A 25,428-nucleotide genomic window follows, 5' to 3' on the forward strand; every position below is an offset into this window, starting at 1 on the left:
AACCGTATTTCCTAGAAGGAAGCACGGTCTTTCTTTTTATTTTTTTTACCTTCAATGACTGTTAAGTGAGATTGCTTTCGTTTTCGTTTTAATAAGGGAGAATTCCCCTTCTTTCCTTTATCGTCTGTATGATTTCGTTTTAAAAAAGATTTGCTTAGGGGTGCTACATTTTGCTTTCCGTATTTGCGGTTCGATTGTTTCGCAGCACGCTTGTAAGAGTTATGCGAATGGGCGGAACCACTAGAATTTGTAAACATTTTGTATAGCAAGTAAAAGATACCGAGAACAAGCAACATAAGGCCAATGTTTTGTAGCATCCCTATTGGATTTGTAATTGCTGAAGAAACAAGGCCGAATATTGCTAATCCAATAATAATGCTAACAAAAGCGAACATAAACGAACGACCGTTCATAAGGAACACCTCCTAAAAACATGTATTAAAATTAGTATATTAGCGATGAGGAAAGGAGTTGAACATCATTTTTTTATCATGATTGTTGTTTATTTTCTAACCGTAATAATTCGTGAAATGATGCGATTGCAACTTCAACTTGATCATCAGTAGGTTCCTTTGTTGTTAAAAGTTGAAGCCATAACCCAGGATATCCTAATACGCGTAAAATAGGAATATCACGTAATCGGTTGGTGAACTGTAAGACTTCAAAAGAAATTCCAAGAACGATTGGAATTAATAAAATACGATTTACAACTCGAACCCAAAGAGGATCTGTTGGAACAAGAAAGTAGACAAACATTCCGATAATTACGGTAAAGATAATAAAGCTACTACCGCATCGATAATGAAGACGAGTTTGCTTTTGAACATTTTTTACAGTCAACGGAAGGTTATTCTCATATGCATTAATCACTTTATGTTCTGCACCATGATATTGAAATACTCTCTTAATAAGTGGAGTTAAGGAAACAAAGTAGATATAGCCTAGCAACAATATAAGCTTAATCACACTTTCAACGATAATTTGCCCAGTATGAGATGGGAAAATAGGTCGCGTTAATTCTGCTAATAGTGCAGGAATTGCTGTGAAAATCACTTTTCCAAATATGAACGATAACACTCCGACAGCTGCTACTCCTAATATCATCGTTAATTTTGATTGTTCTTTTTTCTTATTTGCAAGTTGTTGATCATCTTCTGGATGAACATCGAATCGCTCTGAGGCAAAGTTTAAATGCTTTGCTCCATTAGCACTTGCATCAATGATAGCGGCAATGCCTCGTAAAAATGGGATTTTTTTAAACGCAGATGATATTTTATTACGAACGCGTGGCAATCGATAAAATTCGATTGTTTTGTCTTTACGACGAACCGCTGTAACAGTATATTCTCTACCGCCAAACATAACTCCTTCTATGACTGCTTGCCCGCCATATATTTGTTTTGACTGTTCTGACATGTTTAACACCAACCTGTATCCGTTTCTCTCTTGTGTAGAAAAGAGGCAATTGTCATACTTGGTTCTGTCAAGGCATATTTGACAATTACCGAGTTTCCTTTATTTTATCGACAAATACAAGCAGATGACAAGGAAAAATGTTACGAAGGTAAGACATTTCTTATTCTTTTTATAGACAAATTTCGCATGATTTAAACATGCTTCAAACGACTTTCGGACATACTAGTAAGCGGAGGTGTTGAATGTGAAACAGGAACAAACTGGAATAAACAATTTTGTACAAATTGGTTTATTTGGTGGTGTTTTCTGGGGGAGTATATGGTATTTTCTTCATATTTTCTCTTTTACAGAGGTTGGAACAAATTATTTACTTTTGCCATTTGCACTTGGAGATTGGAAAGAAGGTGTTTGGGGAAATATAGCAGGCATTATCTGTATTGGATTTTTTTCTATTGTAGTAGCATTTCTTTATAAGACTTTTTTTAAAAAGTTTGAGGGGGTACTTCCCGGCCTCTTGTATGGTTTGTTTTGGTGGAGTCTTTTATTTTTAGGACTAGGTTCAATTGCACCGGTTATTAAAAATGCAATGCATTTACCGAAAGAAACCGTTACAACCACAATTTGCATTTTTATTTTATATGGTGTATTCATCTCCTATTCTGTTTCATTTGAGGCGAATAATGTAAATCAAGGAGAAGATACAGAGAAGACAAACTATTCAAATAAGTGACTCCTATGTTAGAATATGAAATATATATTCTTTATATTAAGGAGTTTTAAAAAGATGAAGAAAGTACTCCTCGTAAACGGTCCTAATCTAAATCGTCTCGGTGTTCGAGAGGTAAATGTGTATGGGAAAGGAACGTTAGAGACACTTGAAACAGATATGAAACAAGAAGCTGAAAAATTGGGAGTAGGATTAGAATGTTTCCAATCGAATCATGAAGGTGCTCTTATTGATACCATTCATGAAGCGGATGGCATATATGAGGGAATCATTCTAAATCCAGGAGCATTTACGCATTATAGCTATGCGATTCGAGATGCTATTGCAAGCATTTCGATTCCAGTTATTGAAGTACATATTTCTAACATCCATCAGCGTGAATCATTTCGTCATGAATCGGTGACAGCAGCAGTTTGCGCAGGTCAGATTGTTGGATTTGGTTTTTATGGCTATAAGCTAGCATTATTTGCATTGTTGGAGAAACTGGGGGAGGCCTAAATCAATGGAAAAGATTACGAAATTAAGAAGTGCGTTTGATGAAGCTGGTATTGATGGGATTTTATTAACGAATGAATATAGCCGTAGATATATGACTGGTTTTACAGGGACAGCGGGTGTCGTACTGATTTCGAAAGAGCGTGCTCTATTCATTACAGATTTCCGTTATGTAGAGCAAGCTAGTAAACAAGCTGTTGGCTATGAAATTGTACAGCATACAGGCCCGATTCTTGATGAAGTGGCGAACCAAGTGAACAACTTAGGAATTCAAAAACTTGGTTTTGAGCAAGATACTCTCACATATAGTTCTTATACAGCACATAAAGAAGCCATTGCAGCAGAATTTATCCCGACTTCTGGGCTTGTAGAAAAGTTACGCTTGATTAAGACGGATTCAGAGATTAAGATATTAAAGGAAGCTGCACAGATTGCAGATGCTGCCTTTGAACATATTCTATCATTCATTCACCCAGGAGTATCTGAAATTGAAGTGTCAAATGAACTTGAATTTTTCATGAGAAAACAAGGAGCAACATCTTCTTCGTTTGATATTATCGTTGCTTCGGGACTACGTTCAGCATTGCCGCACGGTGTGGCATCTGAAAAAGTGATAGAAACAGGAGATTTCGTAACGTTAGATTTCGGCGCCTATTATAAAGGATATTGTTCTGATATTACTCGTACCATTGCAGTCGGTGAACCGTCAGATAAATTAAAAGAAATTTATCATGTTGTTTTAGAAGCGCAGCTTCGTGGTGTAAATGGCATGAAAGCTGGGTTAACGGGTCGTGAAGCCGATGCATTAACACGTGACTACATAGCGGAAAAAGGATATGGTGAGTATTTTGGCCATTCGACAGGTCATGGCCTGGGCCTTGAAGTTCATGAAGCACCAGGATTAGCATACCGATCTGAAACAGTACTTGAGCCAGGGATGGTTGTGACAGTAGAACCAGGTATTTATATTCCAGGTGTTGGTGGTGTACGTATTGAAGATGATATCATTGTAACGAGTGAAGGTAATGAAGTAATTACAAAATCTCCAAAAGAACTTATTATTTTGTAACATACAGGAGGATTTTTTGCATGATTTCAGTAAACGATTTTCGCACAGGTTTAACAATTACGGTGGATAACGACCTTTGGCAGGTGATTGAATTCCAACACGTAAAACCAGGTAAAGGTGCGGCATTTGTTCGTTCTAAATTACGTAACTTACGTACAGGAGCTATTCAAGAGAAAACATTCCGCGCAGGTGAAAAAGTAGAGAAAGCACATATCGAAAACCGTCGTATGCAATATTTATACGCGAGCGGTGAGGCTCACGTATTCATGGATAACGGAACGTATGAACAAATCGAACTTAGTGAAGCTCAAATCGAGCGCGAACTAAAATTCTTGAAAGAAAACATGGAAGTGTCAATTATGACATATCAAGGTGAAGTACTTGGTGTGGAGCTTCCAAACACTGTTGAGTTAAAAGTTGTTGAAACAGAGCCAGGTATTAAAGGTGATACAGCTTCTAACGTAACAAAACCAGCTACATTAGAAACAGGTCTTGTTGTACAAGTACCAATCTTCATTAATGAAGGTGAAATGCTTGTTATCAATACAGCAGAAGGTAAATACGTTTCTCGTGCATAGTAGAAAAGCACTCGTGATAATCACGAGTGCTTTTTTATAGGAAATAGGGCAGATAATAAATAGCGGTGATAACAAAACTTATGAAGACAAGGAAAAGGGTGCCTATAATATACGGAGTCACAACAATTTGAAATGGTCGTATTTCACCGGTCTCAACGCCAGCTAATGTTTTATTTATTGCGTGATTTGTCATGTTATTTCTATGTTTACTCATAATAATGAGCCATGTAATTGCAAATATTGTTAAAGTACCGAGGAAAAAGGTATCCATAAATGACCAACCGACCCATTTTGAAAAAAGATAGATAAGGACTAATTCTACTACAATGGTTAAACTAATTTTTAATCCCCTCATATTTTTCCTCCTCATTTTGTAGGTCTAGCCAATTTAGAAATTTCTCACGTGACACGACATGCAGTACACAAGAAGATTTTACTTCTTTCTCTAAAGCAGAGTGCTCATCGGGGAATCTATCTTCCACATGCAATGAAATGTAAGGTAATTTCTCTTGTGCTTTTAAAGAACGAATATTAGCCTTTTTAGCACCAGCGAATACATATGTAAGTTGTAAGTCTAAAAAAGCGATTTTAAAGATTTCTTTTTTAGCAGCCTCATTATATCCTTTTCCCCAGTAAGGATAGCCAAGCCAACTACCAATGTGAGATTGTTTCTTTTCATAATTAATATGCTTAAGCGTGGTGAGACCGATTATTTCATTCTCTTCATTTACAATCATTCTCGATAAAGATTTCTTTTGGCGTTCTTCTTCTATTGCGAAAAGAAGGAACGCCTTTGTGTCTTCGATTTTCTCTACTTTTATTTCTAATGCATTTTTTACCTGTGTATCACTTGATAATGTGAAAATAATTTCTGCATATTGTAAATCCAGTGGTAATAATGTTACGTGCTTCATGGCTTTACTCCTTTCTAATCGTAAGTATAACATTATTTAATTTAATATTCAGAAAATTTCGTTACGTTATGCAAAAAAATATGTTTTTACTTCTGAAATAGACAACCACTGCATATGGTTGTACAAATATATTCTTTTTCAAATTAGCATTTTTAGCAAACGAAAGAGTCGTTGTGAGGAGAGAAGGTGAAAGAATGAAACAATGGCTAGCGGCAATAGAAACTTCTGTGCTTGTTATGGGATTACTTCGGGTGTTTTCTGGAAGCGTGGAAATATGCGCCGCTTTGCTTATGCTTTATGTAAATGATGCGAAAAAGGCCTTGTTTATAAATGGTATGTTGGCATTTGTTGGGCCTACTGTATTAATTTTGACAATGACAATTGGCATTGCAAGTGTCGCAAGTGAAATCTCTTTTTTAAAGCTTTTTTTTCTGACTCTTGGGGTTGCTTGCATTTTTATCGCAGTGTTGAAATAGAAAGTCAATTAGAGTGGAGAGAAGGCGATGAAAGAAGTATTAGAGGTTTTACCAAAAATGATGAGGGAGTTAATTGAAGGATGTAAGGAATATAACGCGTTAGAAGAAATTCGCGTTCGAATTGGGAGACCGCTTGAATGTATTGCACATGGAAAAGTATTCTTTCATGAATATATAGTTACACCGGAAGATGCTATGCACCTTTTAAATAAACTGAGTCAATTTTCTATTTATACGATAGAGGAAGAATTAAAGCGTGGCTATGTTACGCTGCGTGGTGGGCATAGAATTGGTCTCGCAGGGAAAGTGATTACGGAGAAAAGTGCGGTCAAGATGATTCGTGATGTGTCATCTTTTAATATTCGGATTGCTCGTCAAAAAATGGGAATAGCTGAACCGCTTTTATCCTATTTATACGAATCACGTTGGTTAAATACGATGGTAATTGGACCTCCACAAACGGGGAAAACAACGCTTCTTAGAGACGTAGCACGCTGTATGAGTCAAGGAGTGGGCTTTGCGAACATCCCTTCTTGTAAAGTTGGCATTGTGGATGAGAGATCAGAAATTGCAGGTTGTGTAAAAGGGATTCCGCAATATGAATTCGGCCCACGTGTTGATGTGCTTGATGCGTGTCCGAAAGCAGAAGGAATGATGATGATGATTCGTTCTATGAGTCCAGATATATTAATTGTTGATGAAATCGGGCGCATGGAAGATAGCGAAGCCATTATGGAGGCTGTTCATGCAGGGGTACAACTGTTCATAAGTGCACATGGATTTTCTTTAGATGATATACGAAAGCGTCCATCTTTAAAAGCAGTAATGGAATTTGGAGTGTTTGAGCGTTTTATTGAACTCTCAAAAGCAAAAGGGCCTGGTACTGTAGTGCAAGTGAAGGATAGAGAAGGGAAACCGATTCAAAGGCGAAAGAAGGTTCAAAACGTATGATAAAAATATTTGGTGCGGTGTTAATTGTAGCAGTAACGACTTTTTTTGGATTTTCACATGCGAAGAGATATAGTGAGCGTCCGCGCCAATTACGGCTTTTAAAAGCAGCCCTTCAATCATTAGAGGCTGAAATTATGTATGGACATACCCCTTTATCAGAAGCGGCAGAACGTTTAGTCAAACAAATGCCGAAACCATTAAATTGGATATTTCAAAGCTTTTCAAAGCGGCTTGAAAACGGTGAACAAACTGTTAGAGAGTCCTGGCTTGATAGTTTAAAAGAAAATTGGGCGCTCACATCTCTTAAACAAGCTGAATATGAGATTTTGCAACAATTTGGTGAAACGTTAGGGCAGCATGACCGAGAGTCGCAACAAAAACATATTCGGTTATGCATTACACATTTAGAAAGAGAGGAAGGAGAAGCGAAAGCATTGCAGCAGCAATATGAAAAAATGATTAAAAGCCTAGGGGTATTAGCAGGGCTACTTATTGTGATTTTACTGCTATAAAGGGGGGAGAAAGGCGATGTCCATTGACGTAGGGTTAATATTTCAAATCGCCGGAATTGGCATTATATTAGCTTTCATTCATACGGTATTAAAAGAATTAAAGCGGGAAGATATTGCAAATTGGGTCATTCTTGTCGGTTTTGTAGTCATTTTATTCCACGTAGCATTTCTAATCAATACATTATTCGACAAGATTAAAAGTGTCTTTCTCTTCCAGTAAAGGAGGCGATTCGCATCGAAATTATTCAAATTGTCGGATTAGGCCTCGTTGCAACTTTTTTAGCGGCTATATTAAATCAACATAAGTCTAGCATTACATCATTATTTATTGTCTTTATTGGTAGTGTAATGTTTCTTCTATTAATCGATCAAATTCATTCTATTTTAAAAATGATTGAGCGAATTGCCAGTGAAGCAAAGGTGAGCAATGTCTATGTAGAAACACTATTAAAGATTATTGGCATTGCTTATATTGCTGAATTTGGGGCGCAAATTACAAAAGATGCAGGGCAAGGAGCAATCGCTTCTAAAATCGAATTAGCCGGAAAAATATTAATACTTGTTATGGCCATTCCGATTTTAACAGTTGTAATTGAAACCATTCTTGGCTTTTTACCTACGGGATAAGGGGGAGTAGATGTTGCGGAAGTTTGGAGCTAAGCTGTTATTTGCTTGCTTCCTTTTCTTTTCTTTACCAATTGTCGTACAAGCTTCTCCCATAGAACAAAACGTCGTTGATCAGCAATTGGACAAACTTGGAATTGAGGATGTGAAGCAGTTTTGGGATGGGCTGATTACTAAATATGACGGTTATTTACCAGAAAGTCAAAAGGGAAGTTTTATGGAATTTGTGAAAGGAGAAAAAGAATTTTCGATAAAGGAGTGGATGATAGGTTTACTCAAATATTTGTTCCATGAGCTTGTTGCAAATGGAAAATTACTTGGGACTCTTATTATGCTCACAATCTTTAGTGCACTATTACAATCTTTGCAATCCGCTTTTGCAAAAAGTAGCATTAGTAAAATTGCAGATGCTGTTGTATACATGGTGCTCATTATTTTTGCGTTAAATAGCTTTTATGTAGTCATGACTTATGCAAGAGAAACCATTCAAACGATGGTAGATTTCATATTGGCATTGCTTCCAATTTTGTTGGCTTTAATAGCGACTGGAGGCGGTGTTGTATCTGTATCATTCTTTCATCCTATTATCGTTTTCTTAATGAATACAAGCGGTTTACTTATGAATTATATCGTTCTTCCACTTTTGTTGCTTGCAACAATTTTAAGTATCGTAAGTACGATGAGTGATCAATATAAAGTTACGAAACTGTCTAAACTTTTACAGAAAGTCAGCGTGGGGATTATCGGAATATTTTTAACAGTTTTTCTTGGAGTTTTATCAGTACAAGGAACAGCAACAGCAGTTGCTGACGGTATTGCTGTAAAAACAGCGAAGTTTGTCACAGGAAACTTTATACCAGTCGTAGGCAGAATGTTTACAGAAGCTGCAGATACTGTTATTAGTGCATCTGGACTACTTAAGAATACAGTAGGGATGATTGGGCTTGTTATTTTATGTTTAATCGTAGCATTTCCAGCTATTCAAATCTTTTGTATCGCCTTTATTTATAAATTTGCAGCCGCTGTTTTACAGCCAGTTGGCGGGGGAGCAATCATTCAATGTTTGGATATTATAGGACGAAGCATTATTTATGTGTTTGCTTGTCTAGCAATCGTATCTTTTATGTTCTTCCTTAGCATTACAATTATGATTGCCGCAGGGAATATTACCCTCATGATGCGCTAGGAGGTGAGGAATATGCAATTTGTTACGGAATGGATTCGAAACATTATTGTATTCTTGCTTTTAGCGACGATGCTTCATTTGTTACTTCCTAATTCTAATTTACAGAAATATGTAAAATTTGTTGTAAGTCTACTATTAGTCGTGTTGATGTTGACTCCGTTATTCAAGCTATTACAAACAGATGTAAATGAGGTAATTGCTAATTTTAATTCAGAAAAATATGCAACAGATCATTCTATAAAAAATTCTATTGATGCAAAGAAAAAAGAAATACAAGCCCTTACACGTGCATATAGTTTAGAAGAGATGGCTGTCAAAATGAAAAAAGAAATCGGTAAAGAGTTTGAGAAAAAGTATGGTATGACAGTATCTAATATAGAGGTAGTTGCGCTAGAAACAAAGGAAGAAGTAAGAACGGCAAAAGATATTGAGTCTGTTATTGTAACATTGAAAGAAAGAGAACCGAAGAAAAATGATGCAATTGAAACTGTAAAACCAATTGAAATCAATACGAAAGAACCGAAGCAAACAACGGAAGAAATGAATGTAGAAATGAAGGAGTTCTTTTCAAGCAAATGGCAGCTAGAGGATAAACAAATCCAAGTTCAAATGGAAGGAGGGACAGGTAGAGGAAATGGACAAAAACGATAAGGGGACAAAGTTCTCATTTTTTCGCAACTTATTTAAGGGAGAGGAGAAAGAAGATAGGGAGAAGGGAAAAAAGGTAACACCAAAATTTTTGCTTGTCCTACTTATACTTGGAATCTTGCTTATGTTCTCTAGTAATTTCTTTCAACCGAAGAAAGAAGAAGTGCCAGTTTTTAAAGAACAGACAAGTCAAAAGACAGAGAAAGATGTACCTACTTTTGGACAAAAGAATAACGATAGTATGTCTGTGGTAGAAAAATATGAAAAAGCATACGAACAAGAATTAAAGTCTTCGTTAGAAGATATTACAGGTGTAAAAGAAGTATCAATTGAAGTGAATCTTGACTCCTCTGAACAAAAAATACTCGAAAAAAATATTGTAAAACGATCCCAAACAACCGGAGAAACAGATAAAACGGGAGGGAAAAGAGAGGTGGAGGACGAGTCAACAGACGAGAAAACAGTGATTATCCGTGAAGGGGATAAAGAAACTCCTATTGTTTTGCGCACAGAAAAGCCGAAAGTACGCGGTGTTCTTGTCGTGGCAAAGGGAGTGGATAATATACAAATTAAATCAATGGTAAAAGAAGCAGTAACGCGCATGTTAGATGTTCCAGCACACCGCGTTGCTGTGTTACCAAAAAAAGGTTAAGGGGGAAGTGAAATGTTGAAAAAACAAACAGTTTGGTTATTGACGATGTTAAGTCTAGTTGTTGTTTTATCTGTTTATTATGTAACAACACCAGAGAAAATGAATAATGTAACACCAACAGCAAGTGAAAAAATTGGACAAGAAAAGCAAAACGCTGAAAAAGAAGGAACGAAAGAAACGACAAATCAAGAAACAGAGAAAAAAGAAACTGCGGGTAAAGAAACAGAGAAAAAAGATAATGGTAATAAAGAAACGAGTAAACAGGAAGGAAATGTAACTGTTGAATCGAATGATGAGAATTTTACAGCTCTTCGTATGCAAATGGAAGACCAGCGTAGTGCTGAGAAAGAAAAATTACAAAATGTAATTAATTCATCGAAATCTTCTGCAGAGGAAAAGAGCAAAGCGAAAGATAGTTTTGATGCAATTACTACAATGGAGACAAAGGAAAGCTTATTGGAAACAGTTATTAAATCGCAAGGGGGTTATAAAGATGCCCTTGTAAGAGCAGATGGAACTGATATTAAAGTAACAGTGAAAGCGGCAAAGCATTCGAAAAAAGAAGCAAATAAAATTATTCAACTTGTACGAAGTGAAGCTGGAGCGAAGGATGTAGGTGTAAAGTTTGATCCTGTTAAGTAATCAAAGGTGGATGGTAAGGCAGAGAGAAATGGAAAAAAGCTATCGTTTTCGATAGCTTTTTTCCATTTCATTCGTATGGTCTTCTTCAATCCGAAACGGAGGGATACGTTGAGAGTGGAAAATAATAGGTTCGTGGTAATGATGGTTGCTTTCCACAGATTTGATATGAACAAAAGTAACAATGACCCAAACGGTTACAGCCGGTAGAAATAGAATGAGCCAAATCATATTTCGGCACCTCGCTACACAATATTTTCGTTCCCTTTGAACATACTATTTTTATATGGAGGAAGACTAAACGGTTTGTAAACGAAAAAATAATATTTAGTAAAATATATTTTCGTACATTTATAAATACGATTCATATGGGAAACATTATGTCATTTCATTCTTTTATAGATAAGAAAACAGCCTTTTTTTTTGAAGTGGTCTTGCCAATTTCATGTGAAACTTGGTATTATTACTAGGTGATAAAATATTAATTGAAATTATATTTTTACAGGAGTTTCGACTTATAATAAAGAAATATAAGTTGGAATGTTGAAAATATTTATCGTAAGATGGAACTAGTCAATCTTTCTATTGGTACATTTTGAAAGAGAATGTTTCCAGTAGAATGCATCGTATTTTTACAGCGAATCGCTTATTTCTCATAGGACGACTGTAAAAACGAGACAAACAAGAGTATGGGAGTGGGTTTTATATGTTTAAAATTCAGGAAGTTCGTGAATTAATTAAATTAATTGATAGCTCTAATATTGATGAATTTGAATACAAAAAAGATGGTACAACAATTAAAATGAAAAAACGCGGTCACGAAGTAGTGGTAGGGCAAGCACCAGCAGTTATGCAAGCAGCGGCTCCAGCTGTACAAGTAGAAACAACAGCGGCAGCAGCGCAGGTAAAAGTTCCGAAGCAGGAAGAGAAGGAAGTTGTTAAAGATGAGAATCTACATAAAATTACATCGCCTATGGTAGGGACATTTTATGCTTCTTCTTCACCTGATGCACCTCCATATGTAATGGTTGGAGATCGCGTATCAAAAGATTCTGTTGTATGTATTGTAGAAGCGATGAAGTTATTTAATGAGATTGAGGCAGATGTAGAGGGCGAAATTGTTGAAATTCTTGTTAATAACGGACAACTTGTTGAATATGGACAACCGCTATTTCTTGTAAAAGCGTAATAAGGGAGTCTTTGTAATGATAAAAAAAGTATTGATAGCCAATCGTGGGGAAATTGCAGTGCGCATTATTCGTGCATGTAAAGAGATGGATATTGAAACAGTTGCTATTTATTCAGAAGCAGATAAAGAATCACTTCATGTACAGATAGCTGATGAGGCATATTGTGTTGGACCAACGATGTCAAAAGAAAGTTATTTGAATTTGACAAATATTATTAGTGTTGCTAAGTTAACGGGATGTGATGCAATTCATCCGGGCTATGGATTTTTAGCTGAAAATGCTGATTTTGCTGAACTATGCCGTGAGTGTAATTTAATCTTTATTGGGCCGAGCCCAGAAGCGATTTCAAAGATGGGTACAAAAGACGTTGCTCGTGATACAATGAAAGAAGCAGGGGTTCCGATTGTACCGGGTTCACAAGGTATTATTAAAAACATAGAAGAAGCGATCGAACTTGCAAATGAAATTGGATATCCTGTTATTATTAAAGCGACAGCTGGTGGTGGAGGAAAAGGAATTCGTGTTGCTCGCCATGAAGAGGAGCTTGTAAAGGGAATTCAAATTACACAGCAAGAAGCTAGTACCGCTTTTGGAAACCCTGGTGTATACTTAGAAAAGTACGTTGAAGATTTCCGCCATGTTGAGATTCAAATAATGGCAGATGCACATGGCAATGTCATTCATTTAGGAGAACGTGATTGTACAATTCAGCGCCGTTTGCAAAAATTGTTAGAAGAAAGCCCTTCACCTGCTTTGGATGCTGAAATTCGTCAAAAAATGGGTGAAGCGGCAGTGAAAGCGGCAGTAGCAGTTGATTATACAGGTGCTGGTACGGTTGAGTTTATTTATGAATATAAAACGAAAAGCTTTTATTTTATGGAAATGAACACACGAATTCAAGTGGAACATCCTGTGACTGAAATGGTGACAGGAATGGATTTAATTAAAGAACAAATCCGTGTTGCTTCTGGAGAAAAGCTATCGTTACAGCAAGAAGAAGTACAATTTAATGGCTGGGCAATTGAATGTCGGATTAATGCGGAAAACCCTGCCAAAAAATTTATGCCATCCCCAGGTAAAGTTGAAATGTATTTACCGCCAGGTGGGCTTGGTATTCGCGTCGATTCAGCTGTTTATCCAGGTTATTCAATTCCACCTTACTATGATTCGATGATTGCAAAGCTAATCGTTCACGGAAAAACTCGTGAAGAAGCAATTGCAAAGATGAAGCGAGCGCTTAGTGAGTTTGTCATTGAAGGCGTACATACAACAATCCCGTTCCATTTACAATTGCTAAATCATCCGGATTTTGTAAAAGGTGAATTTAATACAAAGTTTTTGGAAGAACATGAACTTGTGACGCAGTGATAAAGTGAAACGATTATTGGTGGAACGTTCTGCTCCACTCATGTAGATTTCACGAATTGGGCATTTATAGGTAGGGAACCTTCTATATGATTTTCTTTCGTTCTAAGAACTTTGAAGAGGGTTTTACTACCTGTTGATGCGGGATATATTTAAAGGAGGTTTTTTTATGGCTGAACATATGTTAGATATGGGTCAAGATACAAGTCTTGGAAAAGTAGAGATTGCACCAGAAGTAATTGAAGTGATTGCGGGTATCGCAGCTGCTGAGGTAGATGGCGTGGCAGCAATGCGCGGGAATTTTGCGACAGATGTTGTAGAAAAATTAGGGAAAAAAAATCATGGTAAAGGTGTAAAGGTTGAATTAGTAAACGAAGATATCATTGTGGATGTTTATGTTATTATGTATTTCGGCGTTGCTATTCCAGTTGTCGCACAAAAGATTCAAGACAACATTCGTCAAGCGCTCTTTACAATGACTGGTCTTGAGCCAAAAGAAGTGAACGTTCACATCGTTGGCGTAACATTCGAAACACAACAAACAGAAATCGAGCCAGTGTAAGAATGAAAAGGTGCCTCATGAACTAGGCACCTTTTTTGTCGTTTCATTTCTTCACCAAGCAACTCCTCTAATTATTATATTATTTTTAAAAATATGAAATCTGAAAGAGAACGGCTATGTTTTTCTTAAAAAACGTACATTATGATAAGATGTGGAACTTGAAGTTAATTTTTTTATTATTTTTCAGCTGTGTAACCCGTGTATGAAACGATAAATTGTGTTATTATCATTGTATTATAAGGTTGAAAAATCAATGAAAACTACAAAAGTAAGTAAATTGAGAACTTATAAATTATAATAATATAACAAATCATAAAGAAAGACTTGAAGTATAAAGGAGAGTTACAATGAAACGTAGGACGGCTAGAGAAAGAGCCATGCAAGCATTATACCAAATGGATATTACCGGAGAATTAAATCCGAAAGTAGCGGTAGAGAATACGCTAGATGAAGGAGAAGAAACAAATGAATTTTTAGATTCACTTGTTGGTGGCTTTGTAGAGCATAAAGAAACAATTGATGAGTTAATTCGTCAAAATTTAAAAAAATGGAAATTAGAACGTATTAGTATCGTTGATCGCAGTATTTTGCGCTTAGCTGTTTATGAAATGAAATACATGGAAGAAATTCCGCATAATGTAACAATCAATGAAGCAATTGAAATTGCGAAAACATTCGGGGATGAGGAATCTCGTCGTTTTATTAACGGCGTTTTATCTAATATAAAAGATACACTGTAATTTCTTTAAGGGGGAATCTTAAAATGGTAGCAGTAATTATCAAAGGAAATGAAGTTGCGGAGAAAAAACGAGCACAATTAAAAGAAGAAGTTGTGAAGTTAAAAGAGCAAGGGATTGTACCAGGATTAGCAGTTATTTTAGTTGGAGAAGACCCTGCCTCTCGTTCTTATGTAAAGGGAAAACAAAAAGGCTGTGAACAAGTGGGGATTTATTCAGAGCTTATCGAATTTCCAGATACGATTACTGAAGAGCGTTTACTTGCTGAAATCGATCGTTTAAATGAGGATGATCGTATCAATGGAATATTAGTACAATTACCTTTACCGAAACATATTGAAGAGAAAGCTATCATTGAAAGAATTTCACCTAAGAAGGATGTAGATGGATTCCATCCCATTAATATTGGGCGTATGATGACAGGACAAGATACATTCCTTCCCTGTACGCCACATGGCATTTTAGAATTAGTAAAAGAAACGAATATTGATATTTCTGGAAAACATGTTGTTGTCATTGGAAGAAGTAACATCGTTGGAAAACCAGTAGGACAACTATTTTTAAATGAAAATGCGACTGTTACGTATTGTCATTCTAAAACGAAAAATATAAAAGAATTGTCAAAGTTAGCTGATATTTTAGTTGTAGCTGTAGGAAGACCAAAGATGGTAACGGCCGATTATATAAAAGAAGGAGCAGTTGTCATTGATGTTGGTGTGAATCGCTTAGAGACAGGAAAACTATGCGGCGATGTTGACTTTGAAAATGTACTAGATATTGCAGGCTACATTACACCGGTGCCAAAAGGTGTTGGTCCGATGACAATTACAATGCTTCTTCATAATACAGTTGAATCTGCTAAACGTGCAGGTTTTATCTGTAAATAATTTGAAGCGGCTATGAGGAGAGAGAAATGGAAAAGCAATATTTAACCGTTACAGCATTAACACGTTATATCAAAACAAAAATAGAGTATGATCCGCATTTGCAGTCTGTTTGGTTAAAAGGAGAAATTTCAAACTTTAAATATCATAGCCGTGGCCATATGTATTTTACATTGAAAGATGAAAATGCAAGGATTGCAGCGGTTATGTTTGCGGGGCATAATCGTAATATAAAATTCAGACCAGAAGATGGAATGAAAGTGCTTGTAAAAGGGAAAATCTCTGTCTATGAAGCAAGTGGTTCTTATCAAATTTATGTTCATGATATGCAACCTGATGGTGTGGGGAATCTTCACTTAGCTTATGAACAATTAAAGGTTCGACTAGAGGAAGAAGGATTATTTTCTCGCGTTTATAAGCAACCCATTCCTGCATATGCAAAAACAATAGGTGTGATTACATCACCAACGGGGGCGGCTATTCGTGATATTATAACGACGATTAAACGTCGCTATCCAATTGGGAATGTGATTGTTTTTCCAGTACTTGTACAAGGGGAGTTTGCTGCTCCCTCTATTGTACAAGCTATTCAAACAGCAAATGAGATGAATGATATAGATGTATTAATTGTTGGTCGCGGGGGCGGTTCTATTGAGGAGCTATGGGCTTTTAATGAAGAAATAGTCGCGCGAGCAATTTTTGCAAGTAAGATTCCCATTATCTCTGCTGTTGGACATGAAACTGATTTTACAATCGCTGATTTTGTTGCAGATTTACGTGCACCGACGCCGACAGCAGCTGCTGAATTAGCTGTGCCTAATATTCTTGAAATGCAAGAGAAAGTATTGCAAAGAACACTTCGTTTACAAAGAGCGATGCGAGAAATAGTACATAAAAGGCAAGAGCGATTACAAACGTTGCAAAAGTCATATGCATTTCGTTATCCAAGACAAATATATGAACAAAAAGAAGAGCAGTTAGATCGAGCTCTTGAGCAACTTGTTTTAGCAAAAGAGCGCTATATGGAGAAAAAAGTGAATCAGTTAAAGCAGCTCTCATTTTACTTGGAGAAGCACCATCCTGCTCAAAGAATTTCACAAACAAAGATAGCGATTGAAACGTTACAAAAACAATTACGACGAGAAATGCAAACGGTGTTACAAACGAAAGAATTTGCATTTGTGAGAATAGCAAAGCAACTAGAAGCATTAAGTCCGCTTAAAGTTATGATGAGAGGATATGGACTTGTATATAGCGAGAAGAAGCAAGTATTGAAAAGTGTAAAAGATGTTAGTGCTGGAGATGTAGTTTCCGTGCAATTACAAGATGGTATATTAGATTGTAATGTATCGAGCGTAAAGGAGCGTGAATCAAATGGAAAATAAATTGAGCTTTGAAGAGGCGATTTCACAGCTTGAGCATCTCGTTTCCAAGCTTGAACAAGGCGATGTTCCTTTAGAAGAAGCAATTTCATACTTTAAAGAAGGGATGGAATTGTCTAAGTTGTGTGATGAGAAATTGAAAGATGTACAAGAACAAATGGCAGTAATCCTTGGAGAAGATGGACAGCTTGAGCCATTTACAGCTTTAGGAGATGAAGCATAGTGGCATATGGAGATTTCGATGCTTTTGTAATAGAAAGCAAAATGTTTATAGAAAAAGAACTTGCGCGTTACGCGAATGAATTGCAATGTCCAAACGTGCTTCGCGATGCGATGACATATTCATTAGAAGCGGGTGGAAAACGTCTCCGCCCGTTACTTTTATTTGCAACTTTACATGCGTTTGGGAAAGAACGAGAACTTGGGATAGGTGCAGCTTGTGCACTTGAAATGATTCATACATACTCTTTAATTCATGATGATTTGCCATGTATGGATGATGATGACTTAAGACGCGGGAAGCCAACCAATCATAAAGTATTTGGAGAGGCGATGGCTGTTTTAGCCGGCGATGGTTTGCTCACCTATGCGTTTCAAGTAGTTTCAGCGTATAATTATGAAGGGATTTCTAGTGAAATAAAGTTAAGGCTGGCACTGGAGCTTGCCAAAGCCGCGGGGCCAGAAGGAATGGTAGCTGGACAAGTAGCGGATATGGAAGCGGAAGGGAAGCACCTTACACTGAATGAATTAGAGTATATTCATAAGCATAAAACAGGAAGATTATTAGAGTTTGCTGTACTTGCTGGTGCTATACTTGCTGGTGCAACAAAAGAAGAAGAGGAAAAGCTACTTGCCTTTGCAAAATATGTTGGCCTTGCCTTTCAAATTAGAGATGATATTTTAGATGTGGAAGGAACGGAAGAAGAAATTGGAAAGCCAATTGGCAGCGATGCTTCTAATGAAAAGAGTACATATACGACATTATTTGCGATAGACGAAGCAAAAAGTATATTAGAAGAAACGATTGCCAAAGCAAAGGATGCAATTATGTCCCTGCAATTACAAGATACATACTTGCTCTCTGTTTGTGATCTTATCGCAAAGCGTAACAACTAGTATAACAGCGTTTTCATTTGTTGAGTCATTTATCATTTTGTGGTATAAATGTAGAAAAAGGTTTTTCTTTTCTTTTTATTGGCAAAAATATATTTAGATTACATTGCCGTTGTCACGTTGTGTGAGCGGCTCTTTTTTTCATCATACAAAGAAGTGGGCGTATCAAAGTAAGTAGAGATAAGATAAAATGTAGTAGGAAAAGCTAAGAACTTCTTGTATTGTGTAAAGTTTTTTTATAATATTTGACATGTTGACAGATTATGAAATGAAAGTGAGTGATCCATGTGGATCTAACGCAAATTCAAAACCCTAGTTTTTTGAAAGATATGTCTATCAGCGAACTAGAGGAATTGAGTGAGGATATTCGTAAGTTTTTAATTGAAGAGCTCTCTCAAACAGGTGGACATATTGCTCCTAACTTAGGTGTAGTAGAACTCACAATTGCGCTGCATACATTATTTGATAGTCCGAAAGATAAATTTTTATGGGATGTCGGACATCAATCTTATGTTCATAAAATTTTAACAGGGCGTGCAAAAGAGTTTCGTACATTAAGGCAGTATAAAGGATTGTGTGGTTTTCCAAAACGATGTGAAAGTGAACATGATGTGTGGGAAACTGGTCATAGTTCAACATCATTATCTGCTGCGATGGGAATGGCTTTAGCGCGTGATTTAAAGAAAACAGATGAATATGTTATACCGATTATCGGAGATGGTGCTTTAACTGGAGGAATGGCTCTAGAAGCGCTGAATCATATCGGACATGAAAAGACAGATATGATTGTGATACTTAACGATAATGAAATGTCAATCGCACCGAATGTTGGAGCACTTCATAATGTACTTGGTCGTTTGCGTACAGCTGGTAAATATCAATGGGTAAAAGATGAACTGGAGTATATTCTTAAAAAGATTCCAGCAGTTGGTGGGAAAGTTGCAGCGACGGCTGAAAAGATTAAAGATAGCTTGAAATATTTATTAGTATCTGGTGTTTTTTTTGAGGAATTAGGTTTTACATATTTAGGGCCAGTTGATGGACATGATTATGAAAAACTATTTGAAACACTGCAATATGCGAAGAAAACAAAAGGTCCAGTACTTGTTCATGTGATTACAAAGAAAGGGAAAGGATATAAACCTGCTGAAAGCGATGTAATCGGTACTTGGCATGGCACTGGCCCATATAAGATTGAATCGGGAGACTTTGTGAAACCGAAGGAAGTTGCTCCAGCATGGAGCGCTGTTGTTAGTGAAACGGTTCGTAAACTGGCAAGAGTGGATGAGCGTATCGTAGCGATTACGCCGGCGATGCCTGTTGGATCTAAACTTGAGAAGTTTCATCAAGAATTTCCAAATCGTATGATTGATGTAGGAATTGCCGAGCAACATGCAACAACGATGGCAGCTGGAATGGCAACACAAGGAATGAAACCATTCTTAGCAATCTATTCGACGTTTTTACAAAGAGCATATGATCAAGTTGTTCATGATATATGTCGTCAAAACTTAAATGTTTTCATCGGTATTGATCGTTCTGGATTAGTTGGTGCAGATGGAGAAACGCATCAAGGAGTATTTGATATTGCGTTTTTACGCCACTTACCCAATATCGTCCTTATGATGCCGAAAGATGAGAATGAAGGACAACATTTAGTATATACAGCAATGCAATATGAAGATGGACCGATTGCACTTCGATATCCGCGTGGAAATGGACTTGGTGTTCCAATGGATGATGAATTCAAGGTAATTCCAATTGGCACATGGGAAACATTAAGAGAAGGTACGCAAGCAGCTATTGTAACATTTGGGACAACAATTCCAATGGCTATGGAAGCAGCCGAGCGTCTTGGAAAAGCTGGTGTTTCTGTAAAGGTGGTAAATGCTCGTTTTATTAAGCCAATGGATGAAGCATACTTACATGATCTTTTAGGAAAGAATATACCGATTTTAACAATTGAAGAAGCTTGTTTAATCGGCGGGTTTGGTTCAGGAGTTATGGAGTTTGCTGCTGAACATGGATATCATAGTGCATTGATTGAACGAATGGGAATTCCAGATTATTTTATCGAGCACGGTAGTGTGACGAAATTATTAGAAGAAATTGGGTTAACAACAGATGCGGTTGTAGATCGCATCCATACAATGATTCCATCAAAACAAAAAAGGGCGTAACAAATGAGTGTAAAAAAAGAAAGAGTAGATGTATTAGTAGTAGAACGCGGGTTGATTGAAACACGTGAAAAAGCAAAGCGCGCCATTATGGCTGGGCTTGTATATGCGAATGAGATGAGGCTCGATAAGCCGGGGGAAAAAATTCCTGAGGATACACCAATTACAATAAAGGGACAAGTTATGCCTTATGTAAGCCGCGGTGGTTATAAATTAGAAAAGGCATTACAAGTATTTCAACTTGATTTGCAAGATAAAATTATGATTGATATTGGTTCATCAACTGGTGGCTTTACAGATTGTGCACTACAAAATGGAGTAAAGTTATCTTATGCTCTGGATGTAGGATACAATCAATTAGCTTGGAAACTTCGCCAAGATGAACGTGTTGTTGTGATGGAGCGAACGAACTTCCGTTATGTTACACCAGCTGACTTAGAGCGTGGATTACCGCAGTTTGCAAGCATCGACGTTTCGTTCATATCATTAAAGCTTATTTTGCCGGTGTTAAAAACAATGCTTACGCCAAATGGTGATGTAGTTGCATTAATTAAACCGCAATTTGAAGCTGGGCGAGAACAAGTTGGAAAAAAAGGTATCGTTCGTGACAAAAAAGTACATGAAGCTGTTGTCGAAATGATTGTCGACTTTGCGTTACAAGAAGGATACGATGTACAAGACTTGACATTCTCACCTATTACAGGTGGAGATGGAAATATTGAATTTTTAATCCATTTAAAATGGTATGGTGAGCGTGAGACTGGTGAAAACCATTCTCCAATTTCCATCGAGCAAGTTGTTACAGAAGCGCATGAAGTATTAAAACAAAAGGGAAAAGAGGAATAACGTATGTTGTTCCTCTTTTTGTTGGAATTGTATAATGATTGTAAAAACAATTGTGTACAATAAAACGATTATACGTTAACATAAATAAGTGAAGTATATCAACGTTTAAACTATGGTAAGAGATAGTGTGAGGTGCAAATGTATGAATAAGGGTCAGCGCCATATTAAAATTAGAGAAATTATCGCGAACAAAGAAATTGAAACACAAGATGAACTAGTTGACATTTTACGGAACGAAGGCTTTAATGTAACGCAAGCAACTGTATCACGTGATATTAAAGAACTGCACTTAGTAAAAGTGCCATTACATGATGGTCGCTATAAATATAGCTTACCAGCAGATCAACGCTTCAATCCGTTACAAAAATTAAAACGGAATCTCGTTGATTCGTTTGTGAAATTAGACACAGCAGGGCATATGCTTGTGTTAAAAACATTACCTGGTAATGCTCACGCGCTAGGAGCGCTTATTGATCATTTAGAGTGGGACGAGATTATCGGAACCATTTGTGGTGATGACACTTGCTTAATTATTTGTCGTACGCCTGAAGATACTGGTAATGTATCGGATCGTTTCTTAAATATGCTGTAACAAAAAAGAATCTTGTTTACTTTCTTACTAAAATGAGAAAGTAAACAAGATATTTTTTATTGTGAAAAATAAGGTTTTTATAATGGTATACATAAAGAGGCGGATTGACCCATAAAACAAATGTTTGGTACAATGAAGCATGTTAGAAGAATACATGATACATGTGATATATAGAAGATAACGATTTAAATAATACGTAATGAAAGCTCTTAATGGGGCATTAGTTTATAACGAGGTGAATGAAGCATTGTTATCGGAATTATCGATTAGAAACTTTGCTATTATTGAGTCATTAAATATTTCTTTTCAAAAAGGCTTAACTGTATTAAGTGGTGAAACAGGAGCTGGAAAATCAATTATTATTGATGCAATTAGCTTGCTTGTTGGTGGTCGTGGGTCAGCAGAATTTGTTCGATATGGAACAGAGAAAGCAGAAATTGAAGGATTGTTTTATATAGAGGACGATAAGCACCCGTGCATTGCGAAGGCAGAAGAGCTGGATATTGAAATTGAAGATGGCATGATGATTTTAAAACGCGACATAGCTGCGAATGGAAAAAGTGTATGTCGCATAAATGGTAAACTTGTTACATTAAGCATATTGAAAGAAATTGGGAAAACACTTGTTGATATTCACGGACAACATGAGACACAAGATTTAATGAATGAAGAACGGCATCTCTTTATGCTGGATCATTTCGATGGAAATCGAATTGTAAAACAATTAGAAAAATATCAAGAAGTATATGTAAAGTATGAACAATTGAAGAAACAATTAAAAGCTTTAACAGAAAATGAACAACAGATGGCTCACCGATTGGATTTAATTCAATTCCAATATGAAGAAATTCGTAAAGCGGATTTAAAGGTAGATGAAGAAGAGGAATTAACAGAGGAGCGCTTGAAAATCTCTAATTTTGAGAAGATTTATAAAGCGTTAGGTGATGCTTATCGTTCATTAACTGCAGATGGACAAGGCCTTGATCATGTGCGAAATGCAATGGGGCAAATGGAGAGTATTGCACATTTAGATGAATCGTATCAAGAAAATCATGATTCAATAGCGAATAGCTATTATTTGCTGGAAGAAGTAGCCTATCAGCTAAGAGAAAAATTAGATATGATGGAATATGATCCAAATCGTTTAGATGAAATTGAAACTCGTTTAAATGAAATTCGTATGCTAAAGAGAAAGTATGGCAATACTGTAGAAGAGATTTTAGCGTATGCAGATAAAATAGAGCAAGAAATATTTACGATTGAAAATAAAGATGTGCATATTGAAAAGGCTAAAAAAGAGTTAAAAGAATTGGAAAGTGTAATCTTAAAAGAAGCGACAATGTTAAGTGATATGCGTTATGAACTTGCAGAGCGCTTAACAAGTGCTATTCACCAAGAATTGAAAGAACTATATATGGAAAAAACAAAATTTGAAGTGAGAATAACAAAAAAAGAAGGAAATATAGAAGATCCACTCGTTGAAGGAATACCTGTCAAATTAACAGTGGATGGATATGACCAAGTGGAGTTCTATATTTCCACAAATCCAGGTGAACCGTTGAAACAACTTTCAAAAGTTGCTTCTGGAGGAGAGTTATCTCGTATTATTTTAGCTTTAAAGAGTATTTTTTCGAAACATCATGGTGTCACATCTGTCATTTTTGATGAAGTGGATACAGGTGTGAGCGGCCGAGTTGCACAAGCGATTGCTGAAAAAATTTACAGGGTATCAGTAAATTCACAAGTACTTTGCATTACTCATTTACCTCAAGTAGCTTCAATGGCGGATTCACATTTATTTATCCGAAAGCAAGTGGCGAATGATCGGACAATGACATCTGTCACAATACTAAGTCCAGAAGATAAAGTGACAGAAATTGCTCGTATGATTTCTGGTGTAGAAATTACGGATTTAACTACGGAACATGCGAAAGAGTTACTTACGCAAGCAAATCATTTTAAGCAAGCAGCAGAAGCTATCCAATAATGGATAGCTTTTTTGTTCAAATAATGATTTCTTAATTCTTCCGGTTATAAACAGGGCGTTGCAAGGAGAGATTAAAAGATGAGGCCGAAGAGGCTGAATGTGGGGTAGGAGCGAGGAGAGTGAATAAATTGAGATTAGAACACTTCCGGAAAATAATAGGGATTTGTCTCCTTGTTTCGTTAGTTTTTATTGTCTGTTTTAAACCATTACGTACATTTATTTCATTTCCAAAACAACTTGTTATTTTTGAAGGGGAACAATCAGAAATAGAATCACTGCCTGTTTTTCAAGCTTCATCTACCAATCATAACGTGTTTACCGTAAGTTCTAAACAAAAAGCGCCGGGGATTATGGTGAATTCACATCAAAATGGTGAGGCGGATATGGTGTTTCAATTGGCTGGTTTCCCTGTGAAGAAAGTAAACGTAAAAGTGTTAAAAGATTTTAAAGTTATTCCAGGTGGACAATCTATCGGTGTGAAGCTGAATACGAAAGGTGTCCTTGTTGTTGGACATCATTTAATTCAAACGGAAAAAGTGAAAGTATCGCCAGGTGAACTAGCAGGTGTACAAGTTGGTGATATGATTACTGCAATTAATGGAAAAACAATCGAAAGAATGAGCGATGTAGCACCATTTATTCATAGTAGTGGTGAAACAGGTGAACCGCTTCATCTTGTGTTATTGAGGGATGGGAAGCATATTCGCACAAAGCTAACGCCACAAAAAGATAGTGGGGAATCATCTTATCGCATTGGTCTATATATTCGTGATTCGGCAGCTGGTATTGGAACGATGACATTTATCGACCCAAATTCCATGAAATATGGAGCGCTTGGTCATGTTATTTCTGACAATGATACAAAAAAACCGATTCAAGTGGAAGATGGGCAAATTATGCGTTCGACAGTCACTTCGATTGAAAGAGGAAGCCATGGAAATCCCGGAGAAAAGTTAGCGAAATTCTCACCAGATCATGAAGTAATTGGGAATATTACAACAAATAGTCCATTTGGAATTTTTGGAAAGCTAAATACAAATGTGAAAAACGGGATAATGGATAAGGCGATGCCAATCGCATTATCTCATCAAGTAAAAGAAGGACCAGCAAAAATATTAACAGTAATTGATAACGATAAAGTAGAATCATTTGATGTTGACATAGTAAGTGCAGTGCCGCAAAAATTTCCAGCTACAAAAGGAATGGTTATAAAGGTTACTGATAAGCGTTTATTAGAAAAAACAGGTGGTATTGTACAAGGAATGAGCGGAAGCCCAATTGTTCAAAATGGAAAAGTGATTGGTGCAGTTACACATGTATTTGTAAATGACCCAACTTCCGGATATGGTGTGCACATTGAATGGATGTTACATGAAGCGGGAATCAATATTTATGAACAAAATAAAAAAGCAAGCTGATGTGTTAATCTGTACCCTTTATAAAGGACATTTAAAAAAAAGTTAGGCAGCCGCGAGAAGATGATTTCTGTATTCAACAGGAGTCATCTTCTTTAAATTCCACTGATATCTATGCTGGTTATGGTATTTCATATAGTCTTTAATCTCTTGTTTTAGCTGGGAAAAAGATGTACAAGCTTTTATATGCGCTTCATCTTTAAAATGCCCGAAAAAAGATTCTTGGGGGGCATTATCCCAACAGTTTCCTCGTCTTGACATGGATTGTCCCAGTTTTAATTTTTTAACTAG

Annotated in this window: 32 protein-coding genes; 26 read left to right on the forward strand and 6 right to left on the reverse strand. The window is 36.5% G+C overall.

The genetic code is table 11. From position 1 onward, the window contains the following. Positions 1–11: 11 nt before the first annotated feature. Together MR059_RS04930 and MR059_RS04935 are read right to left on the reverse strand one after the other, a co-directional pair. Positions 12–413, reverse strand: coding sequence for an SA1362 family protein (locus MR059_RS04930; protein WP_012095356.1), 402 nt, complete (start codon positions 411–413; stop codon positions 12–14). A gap of 76 nt (positions 414–489) precedes the next feature. Continuing rightward, entirely contained in the window at positions 490–1,416 is a 927-nt protein-coding gene (locus MR059_RS04935; RefSeq protein WP_012095355.1) for a DUF1385 domain-containing protein, read from the reverse strand. Positions 1,417–1,660: 244 nt separating this feature from the next. Here MR059_RS04935 and MR059_RS04940 point away from each other — a divergent pair, with 244 nt between their 5' ends. From MR059_RS04940 to efp, 4 genes are read left to right on the forward strand one after another with little or no spacing between them, the layout of a single operon-like run. Continuing rightward, positions 1,661–2,146 (forward strand): YqhR family membrane protein, encoded by a 486-nt coding sequence (locus MR059_RS04940; protein WP_012095354.1) that lies wholly within the window; start codon positions 1,661–1,663, stop codon positions 2,144–2,146. Positions 2,147–2,200: 54 nt separating this feature from the next. Continuing rightward, positions 2,201–2,641, forward strand: a complete 441-nt coding sequence (gene aroQ, locus MR059_RS04945) for a type II 3-dehydroquinate dehydratase (RefSeq protein WP_012095353.1) — start codon at positions 2,201–2,203, stop codon at positions 2,639–2,641. A 4-nt stretch (positions 2,642–2,645) separates the two neighbouring features. Then, positions 2,646–3,707 (forward strand): Xaa-Pro dipeptidase, encoded by a 1,062-nt coding sequence (gene pepQ / locus MR059_RS04950; RefSeq protein ID WP_087095333.1) that lies wholly within the window; start codon positions 2,646–2,648, stop codon positions 3,705–3,707. A gap of 20 nt (positions 3,708–3,727) precedes the next feature. Further along, positions 3,728–4,285 (forward strand): elongation factor P, encoded by a 558-nt coding sequence (efp, locus tag MR059_RS04955; RefSeq protein ID WP_012095350.1) that lies wholly within the window; start codon positions 3,728–3,730, stop codon positions 4,283–4,285. A 34-nt stretch (positions 4,286–4,319) separates the two neighbouring features. Here efp and MR059_RS04960 read toward each other — a convergent pair whose 3' ends face one another. After that, positions 4,320–4,640 (reverse strand): hypothetical protein, encoded by a 321-nt coding sequence (locus MR059_RS04960; RefSeq protein ID WP_242161589.1) that lies wholly within the window; start codon positions 4,638–4,640, stop codon positions 4,320–4,322. After that, positions 4,621–5,199 (reverse strand): GNAT family N-acetyltransferase, encoded by a 579-nt coding sequence (locus MR059_RS04965; RefSeq protein WP_242161591.1) that lies wholly within the window; start codon positions 5,197–5,199, stop codon positions 4,621–4,623. Before MR059_RS04965 ends, MR059_RS04960 begins: the two co-directional genes overlap by 20 nt. Positions 5,200–5,393: 194 nt before the next feature. Here MR059_RS04965 and MR059_RS04970 point away from each other — a divergent pair, with 194 nt between their 5' ends. The 9 genes from MR059_RS04970 to MR059_RS05010 are packed head-to-tail and all read left to right on the forward strand — an operon-like array spanning position 5,394 to position 10,890. Next, positions 5,394–5,675, forward strand: coding sequence for a YqhV family protein (locus tag MR059_RS04970; protein WP_012095347.1), 282 nt, complete (start codon positions 5,394–5,396; stop codon positions 5,673–5,675). A 27-nt stretch (positions 5,676–5,702) separates the two neighbouring features. Further along, positions 5,703–6,626 carry a stage III sporulation protein AA gene (gene spoIIIAA / locus MR059_RS04975; protein WP_242161593.1) on the forward strand — a complete coding sequence of 308 codons (924 nt, stop codon included), beginning with the start codon at positions 5,703–5,705 and terminating at the stop codon, positions 6,624–6,626. Continuing rightward, the gene (gene spoIIIAB, locus MR059_RS04980; RefSeq protein ID WP_012095345.1) at positions 6,623–7,138 is read left to right on the forward strand and encodes a stage III sporulation protein SpoIIIAB; all 516 of its coding nucleotides are present in this window, start codon (positions 6,623–6,625) and stop codon (positions 7,136–7,138) included. The genes spoIIIAA and spoIIIAB overlap by 4 nt, the downstream gene beginning before the upstream one ends. Before the next feature lie 16 nt (positions 7,139–7,154). Next, entirely contained in the window at positions 7,155–7,358 is a 204-nt protein-coding gene (spoIIIAC, locus tag MR059_RS04985) for a stage III sporulation protein AC (RefSeq protein ID WP_012095344.1), read from the forward strand. A gap of 8 nt (positions 7,359–7,366) precedes the next feature. Continuing rightward, entirely contained in the window at positions 7,367–7,765 is a 399-nt protein-coding gene (gene spoIIIAD / locus MR059_RS04990) for a stage III sporulation protein AD (RefSeq protein ID WP_256941505.1), read from the forward strand. Between the two features lie 10 nt (positions 7,766–7,775). Continuing rightward, positions 7,776–8,948: a stage III sporulation protein AE gene (gene spoIIIAE, locus MR059_RS04995; protein ID WP_012095342.1), complete on the forward strand. Its 1,173-nt coding sequence runs from the start codon at positions 7,776–7,778 to the stop codon at positions 8,946–8,948. A gap of 12 nt (positions 8,949–8,960) precedes the next feature. Next, positions 8,961–9,599 (forward strand): stage III sporulation protein AF, encoded by a 639-nt coding sequence (gene spoIIIAF, locus MR059_RS05000; RefSeq protein ID WP_012095341.1) that lies wholly within the window; start codon positions 8,961–8,963, stop codon positions 9,597–9,599. After that, the gene (spoIIIAG, locus tag MR059_RS05005) at positions 9,583–10,248 is read left to right on the forward strand and encodes a stage III sporulation protein AG (RefSeq protein WP_012095340.1); all 666 of its coding nucleotides are present in this window, start codon (positions 9,583–9,585) and stop codon (positions 10,246–10,248) included. The genes spoIIIAF and spoIIIAG overlap by 17 nt, the downstream gene beginning before the upstream one ends. A 12-nt stretch (positions 10,249–10,260) precedes the next feature. Then, on the forward strand, positions 10,261–10,890 hold the full coding sequence (locus MR059_RS05010) for a SpoIIIAH-like family protein (RefSeq protein ID WP_012095339.1): 630 nt from the start codon (positions 10,261–10,263) through the stop codon (positions 10,888–10,890). Between the two features lie 39 nt (positions 10,891–10,929). Here MR059_RS05010 and MR059_RS05015 read toward each other — a convergent pair whose 3' ends face one another. After that, positions 10,930–11,118 carry a hypothetical protein gene (locus MR059_RS05015; RefSeq protein WP_041810004.1) on the reverse strand — a complete coding sequence of 63 codons (189 nt, stop codon included), beginning with the start codon at positions 11,116–11,118 and terminating at the stop codon, positions 10,930–10,932. Between the two features lie 475 nt (positions 11,119–11,593). Here MR059_RS05015 and accB point away from each other — a divergent pair, with 475 nt between their 5' ends. The 13 genes from accB to spoIVB all read left to right on the forward strand — a co-directional run bounded on the left by accB (position 11,594) and on the right by spoIVB (position 25,140). After that, on the forward strand, positions 11,594–12,076 hold the full coding sequence (gene accB / locus MR059_RS05020) for an acetyl-CoA carboxylase biotin carboxyl carrier protein (protein ID WP_012095338.1): 483 nt from the start codon (positions 11,594–11,596) through the stop codon (positions 12,074–12,076). A gap of 16 nt (positions 12,077–12,092) precedes the next feature. Next, positions 12,093–13,445: an acetyl-CoA carboxylase biotin carboxylase subunit gene (gene accC / locus MR059_RS05025; protein WP_048723601.1), complete on the forward strand. Its 1,353-nt coding sequence runs from the start codon at positions 12,093–12,095 to the stop codon at positions 13,443–13,445. 166 nt (positions 13,446–13,611) lie between these two features. Continuing rightward, positions 13,612–14,004 carry an Asp23/Gls24 family envelope stress response protein gene (locus tag MR059_RS05030; protein WP_012095336.1) on the forward strand — a complete coding sequence of 131 codons (393 nt, stop codon included), beginning with the start codon at positions 13,612–13,614 and terminating at the stop codon, positions 14,002–14,004. Between the two features lie 347 nt (positions 14,005–14,351). Continuing rightward, entirely contained in the window at positions 14,352–14,744 is a 393-nt protein-coding gene (gene nusB, locus MR059_RS05035; RefSeq protein WP_012095335.1) for a N utilization substance protein NusB, read from the forward strand. Positions 14,745–14,767: 23 nt separating this feature from the next. Continuing rightward, positions 14,768–15,628, forward strand: coding sequence for a bifunctional methylenetetrahydrofolate dehydrogenase/methenyltetrahydrofolate cyclohydrolase FolD (gene folD / locus MR059_RS05040; protein ID WP_048723599.1), 861 nt, complete (start codon positions 14,768–14,770; stop codon positions 15,626–15,628). 26 nt (positions 15,629–15,654) lie between these two features. Then, positions 15,655–17,010 (forward strand): exodeoxyribonuclease VII large subunit, encoded by a 1,356-nt coding sequence (gene xseA / locus MR059_RS05045; RefSeq protein WP_048723596.1) that lies wholly within the window; start codon positions 15,655–15,657, stop codon positions 17,008–17,010. Further along, positions 17,000–17,230 (forward strand): exodeoxyribonuclease VII small subunit, encoded by a 231-nt coding sequence (gene xseB / locus MR059_RS05050; protein WP_012095332.1) that lies wholly within the window; start codon positions 17,000–17,002, stop codon positions 17,228–17,230. Before xseA ends, xseB begins: the two co-directional genes overlap by 11 nt. 41 nt (positions 17,231–17,271) lie before the next feature. Further along, complete coding sequence (locus MR059_RS05055) at positions 17,272–18,123, forward strand: polyprenyl synthetase family protein (RefSeq protein ID WP_087095437.1); 852 nt, start codon at positions 17,272–17,274, stop codon at positions 18,121–18,123. A 284-nt stretch (positions 18,124–18,407) separates the two neighbouring features. Then, on the forward strand, positions 18,408–20,300 hold the full coding sequence (gene dxs, locus MR059_RS05060; RefSeq protein WP_012095330.1) for a 1-deoxy-D-xylulose-5-phosphate synthase: 1,893 nt from the start codon (positions 18,408–18,410) through the stop codon (positions 20,298–20,300). 3 nt (positions 20,301–20,303) lie between these two features. Then, the gene (locus tag MR059_RS05065) at positions 20,304–21,143 is read left to right on the forward strand and encodes a TlyA family RNA methyltransferase (protein WP_012095329.1); all 840 of its coding nucleotides are present in this window, start codon (positions 20,304–20,306) and stop codon (positions 21,141–21,143) included. 142 nt (positions 21,144–21,285) lie between these two features. Further along, positions 21,286–21,735, forward strand: a complete 450-nt coding sequence (argR, locus tag MR059_RS05070) for an arginine repressor ArgR (RefSeq protein ID WP_012095328.1) — start codon at positions 21,286–21,288, stop codon at positions 21,733–21,735. A gap of 247 nt (positions 21,736–21,982) precedes the next feature. Further along, a complete protein-coding gene (recN, locus tag MR059_RS05075) occupies positions 21,983–23,722 on the forward strand; it encodes a DNA repair protein RecN (RefSeq protein ID WP_012095327.1) in 1,740 nt (579 codons plus the stop codon). Positions 23,723–23,841: 119 nt separating this feature from the next. Continuing rightward, a complete protein-coding gene (spoIVB, locus tag MR059_RS05080) occupies positions 23,842–25,140 on the forward strand; it encodes a SpoIVB peptidase (RefSeq protein WP_242161595.1) in 1,299 nt (432 codons plus the stop codon). A gap of 42 nt (positions 25,141–25,182) precedes the next feature. Here spoIVB and MR059_RS05085 read toward each other — a convergent pair. Then, the coding region (locus tag MR059_RS05085; RefSeq protein WP_242161596.1) for an IS3 family transposase at positions 25,183–25,428 on the reverse strand (246 nt) is incomplete at its 5' end.

The sequence above is a fragment of the Bacillus cereus group sp. BfR-BA-01522 genome, from assembly GCF_022662635.1.
Taxonomy (GTDB): Bacteria; Bacillota; Bacilli; order Bacillales; family Bacillaceae_G; genus Bacillus_A; species Bacillus_A cytotoxicus.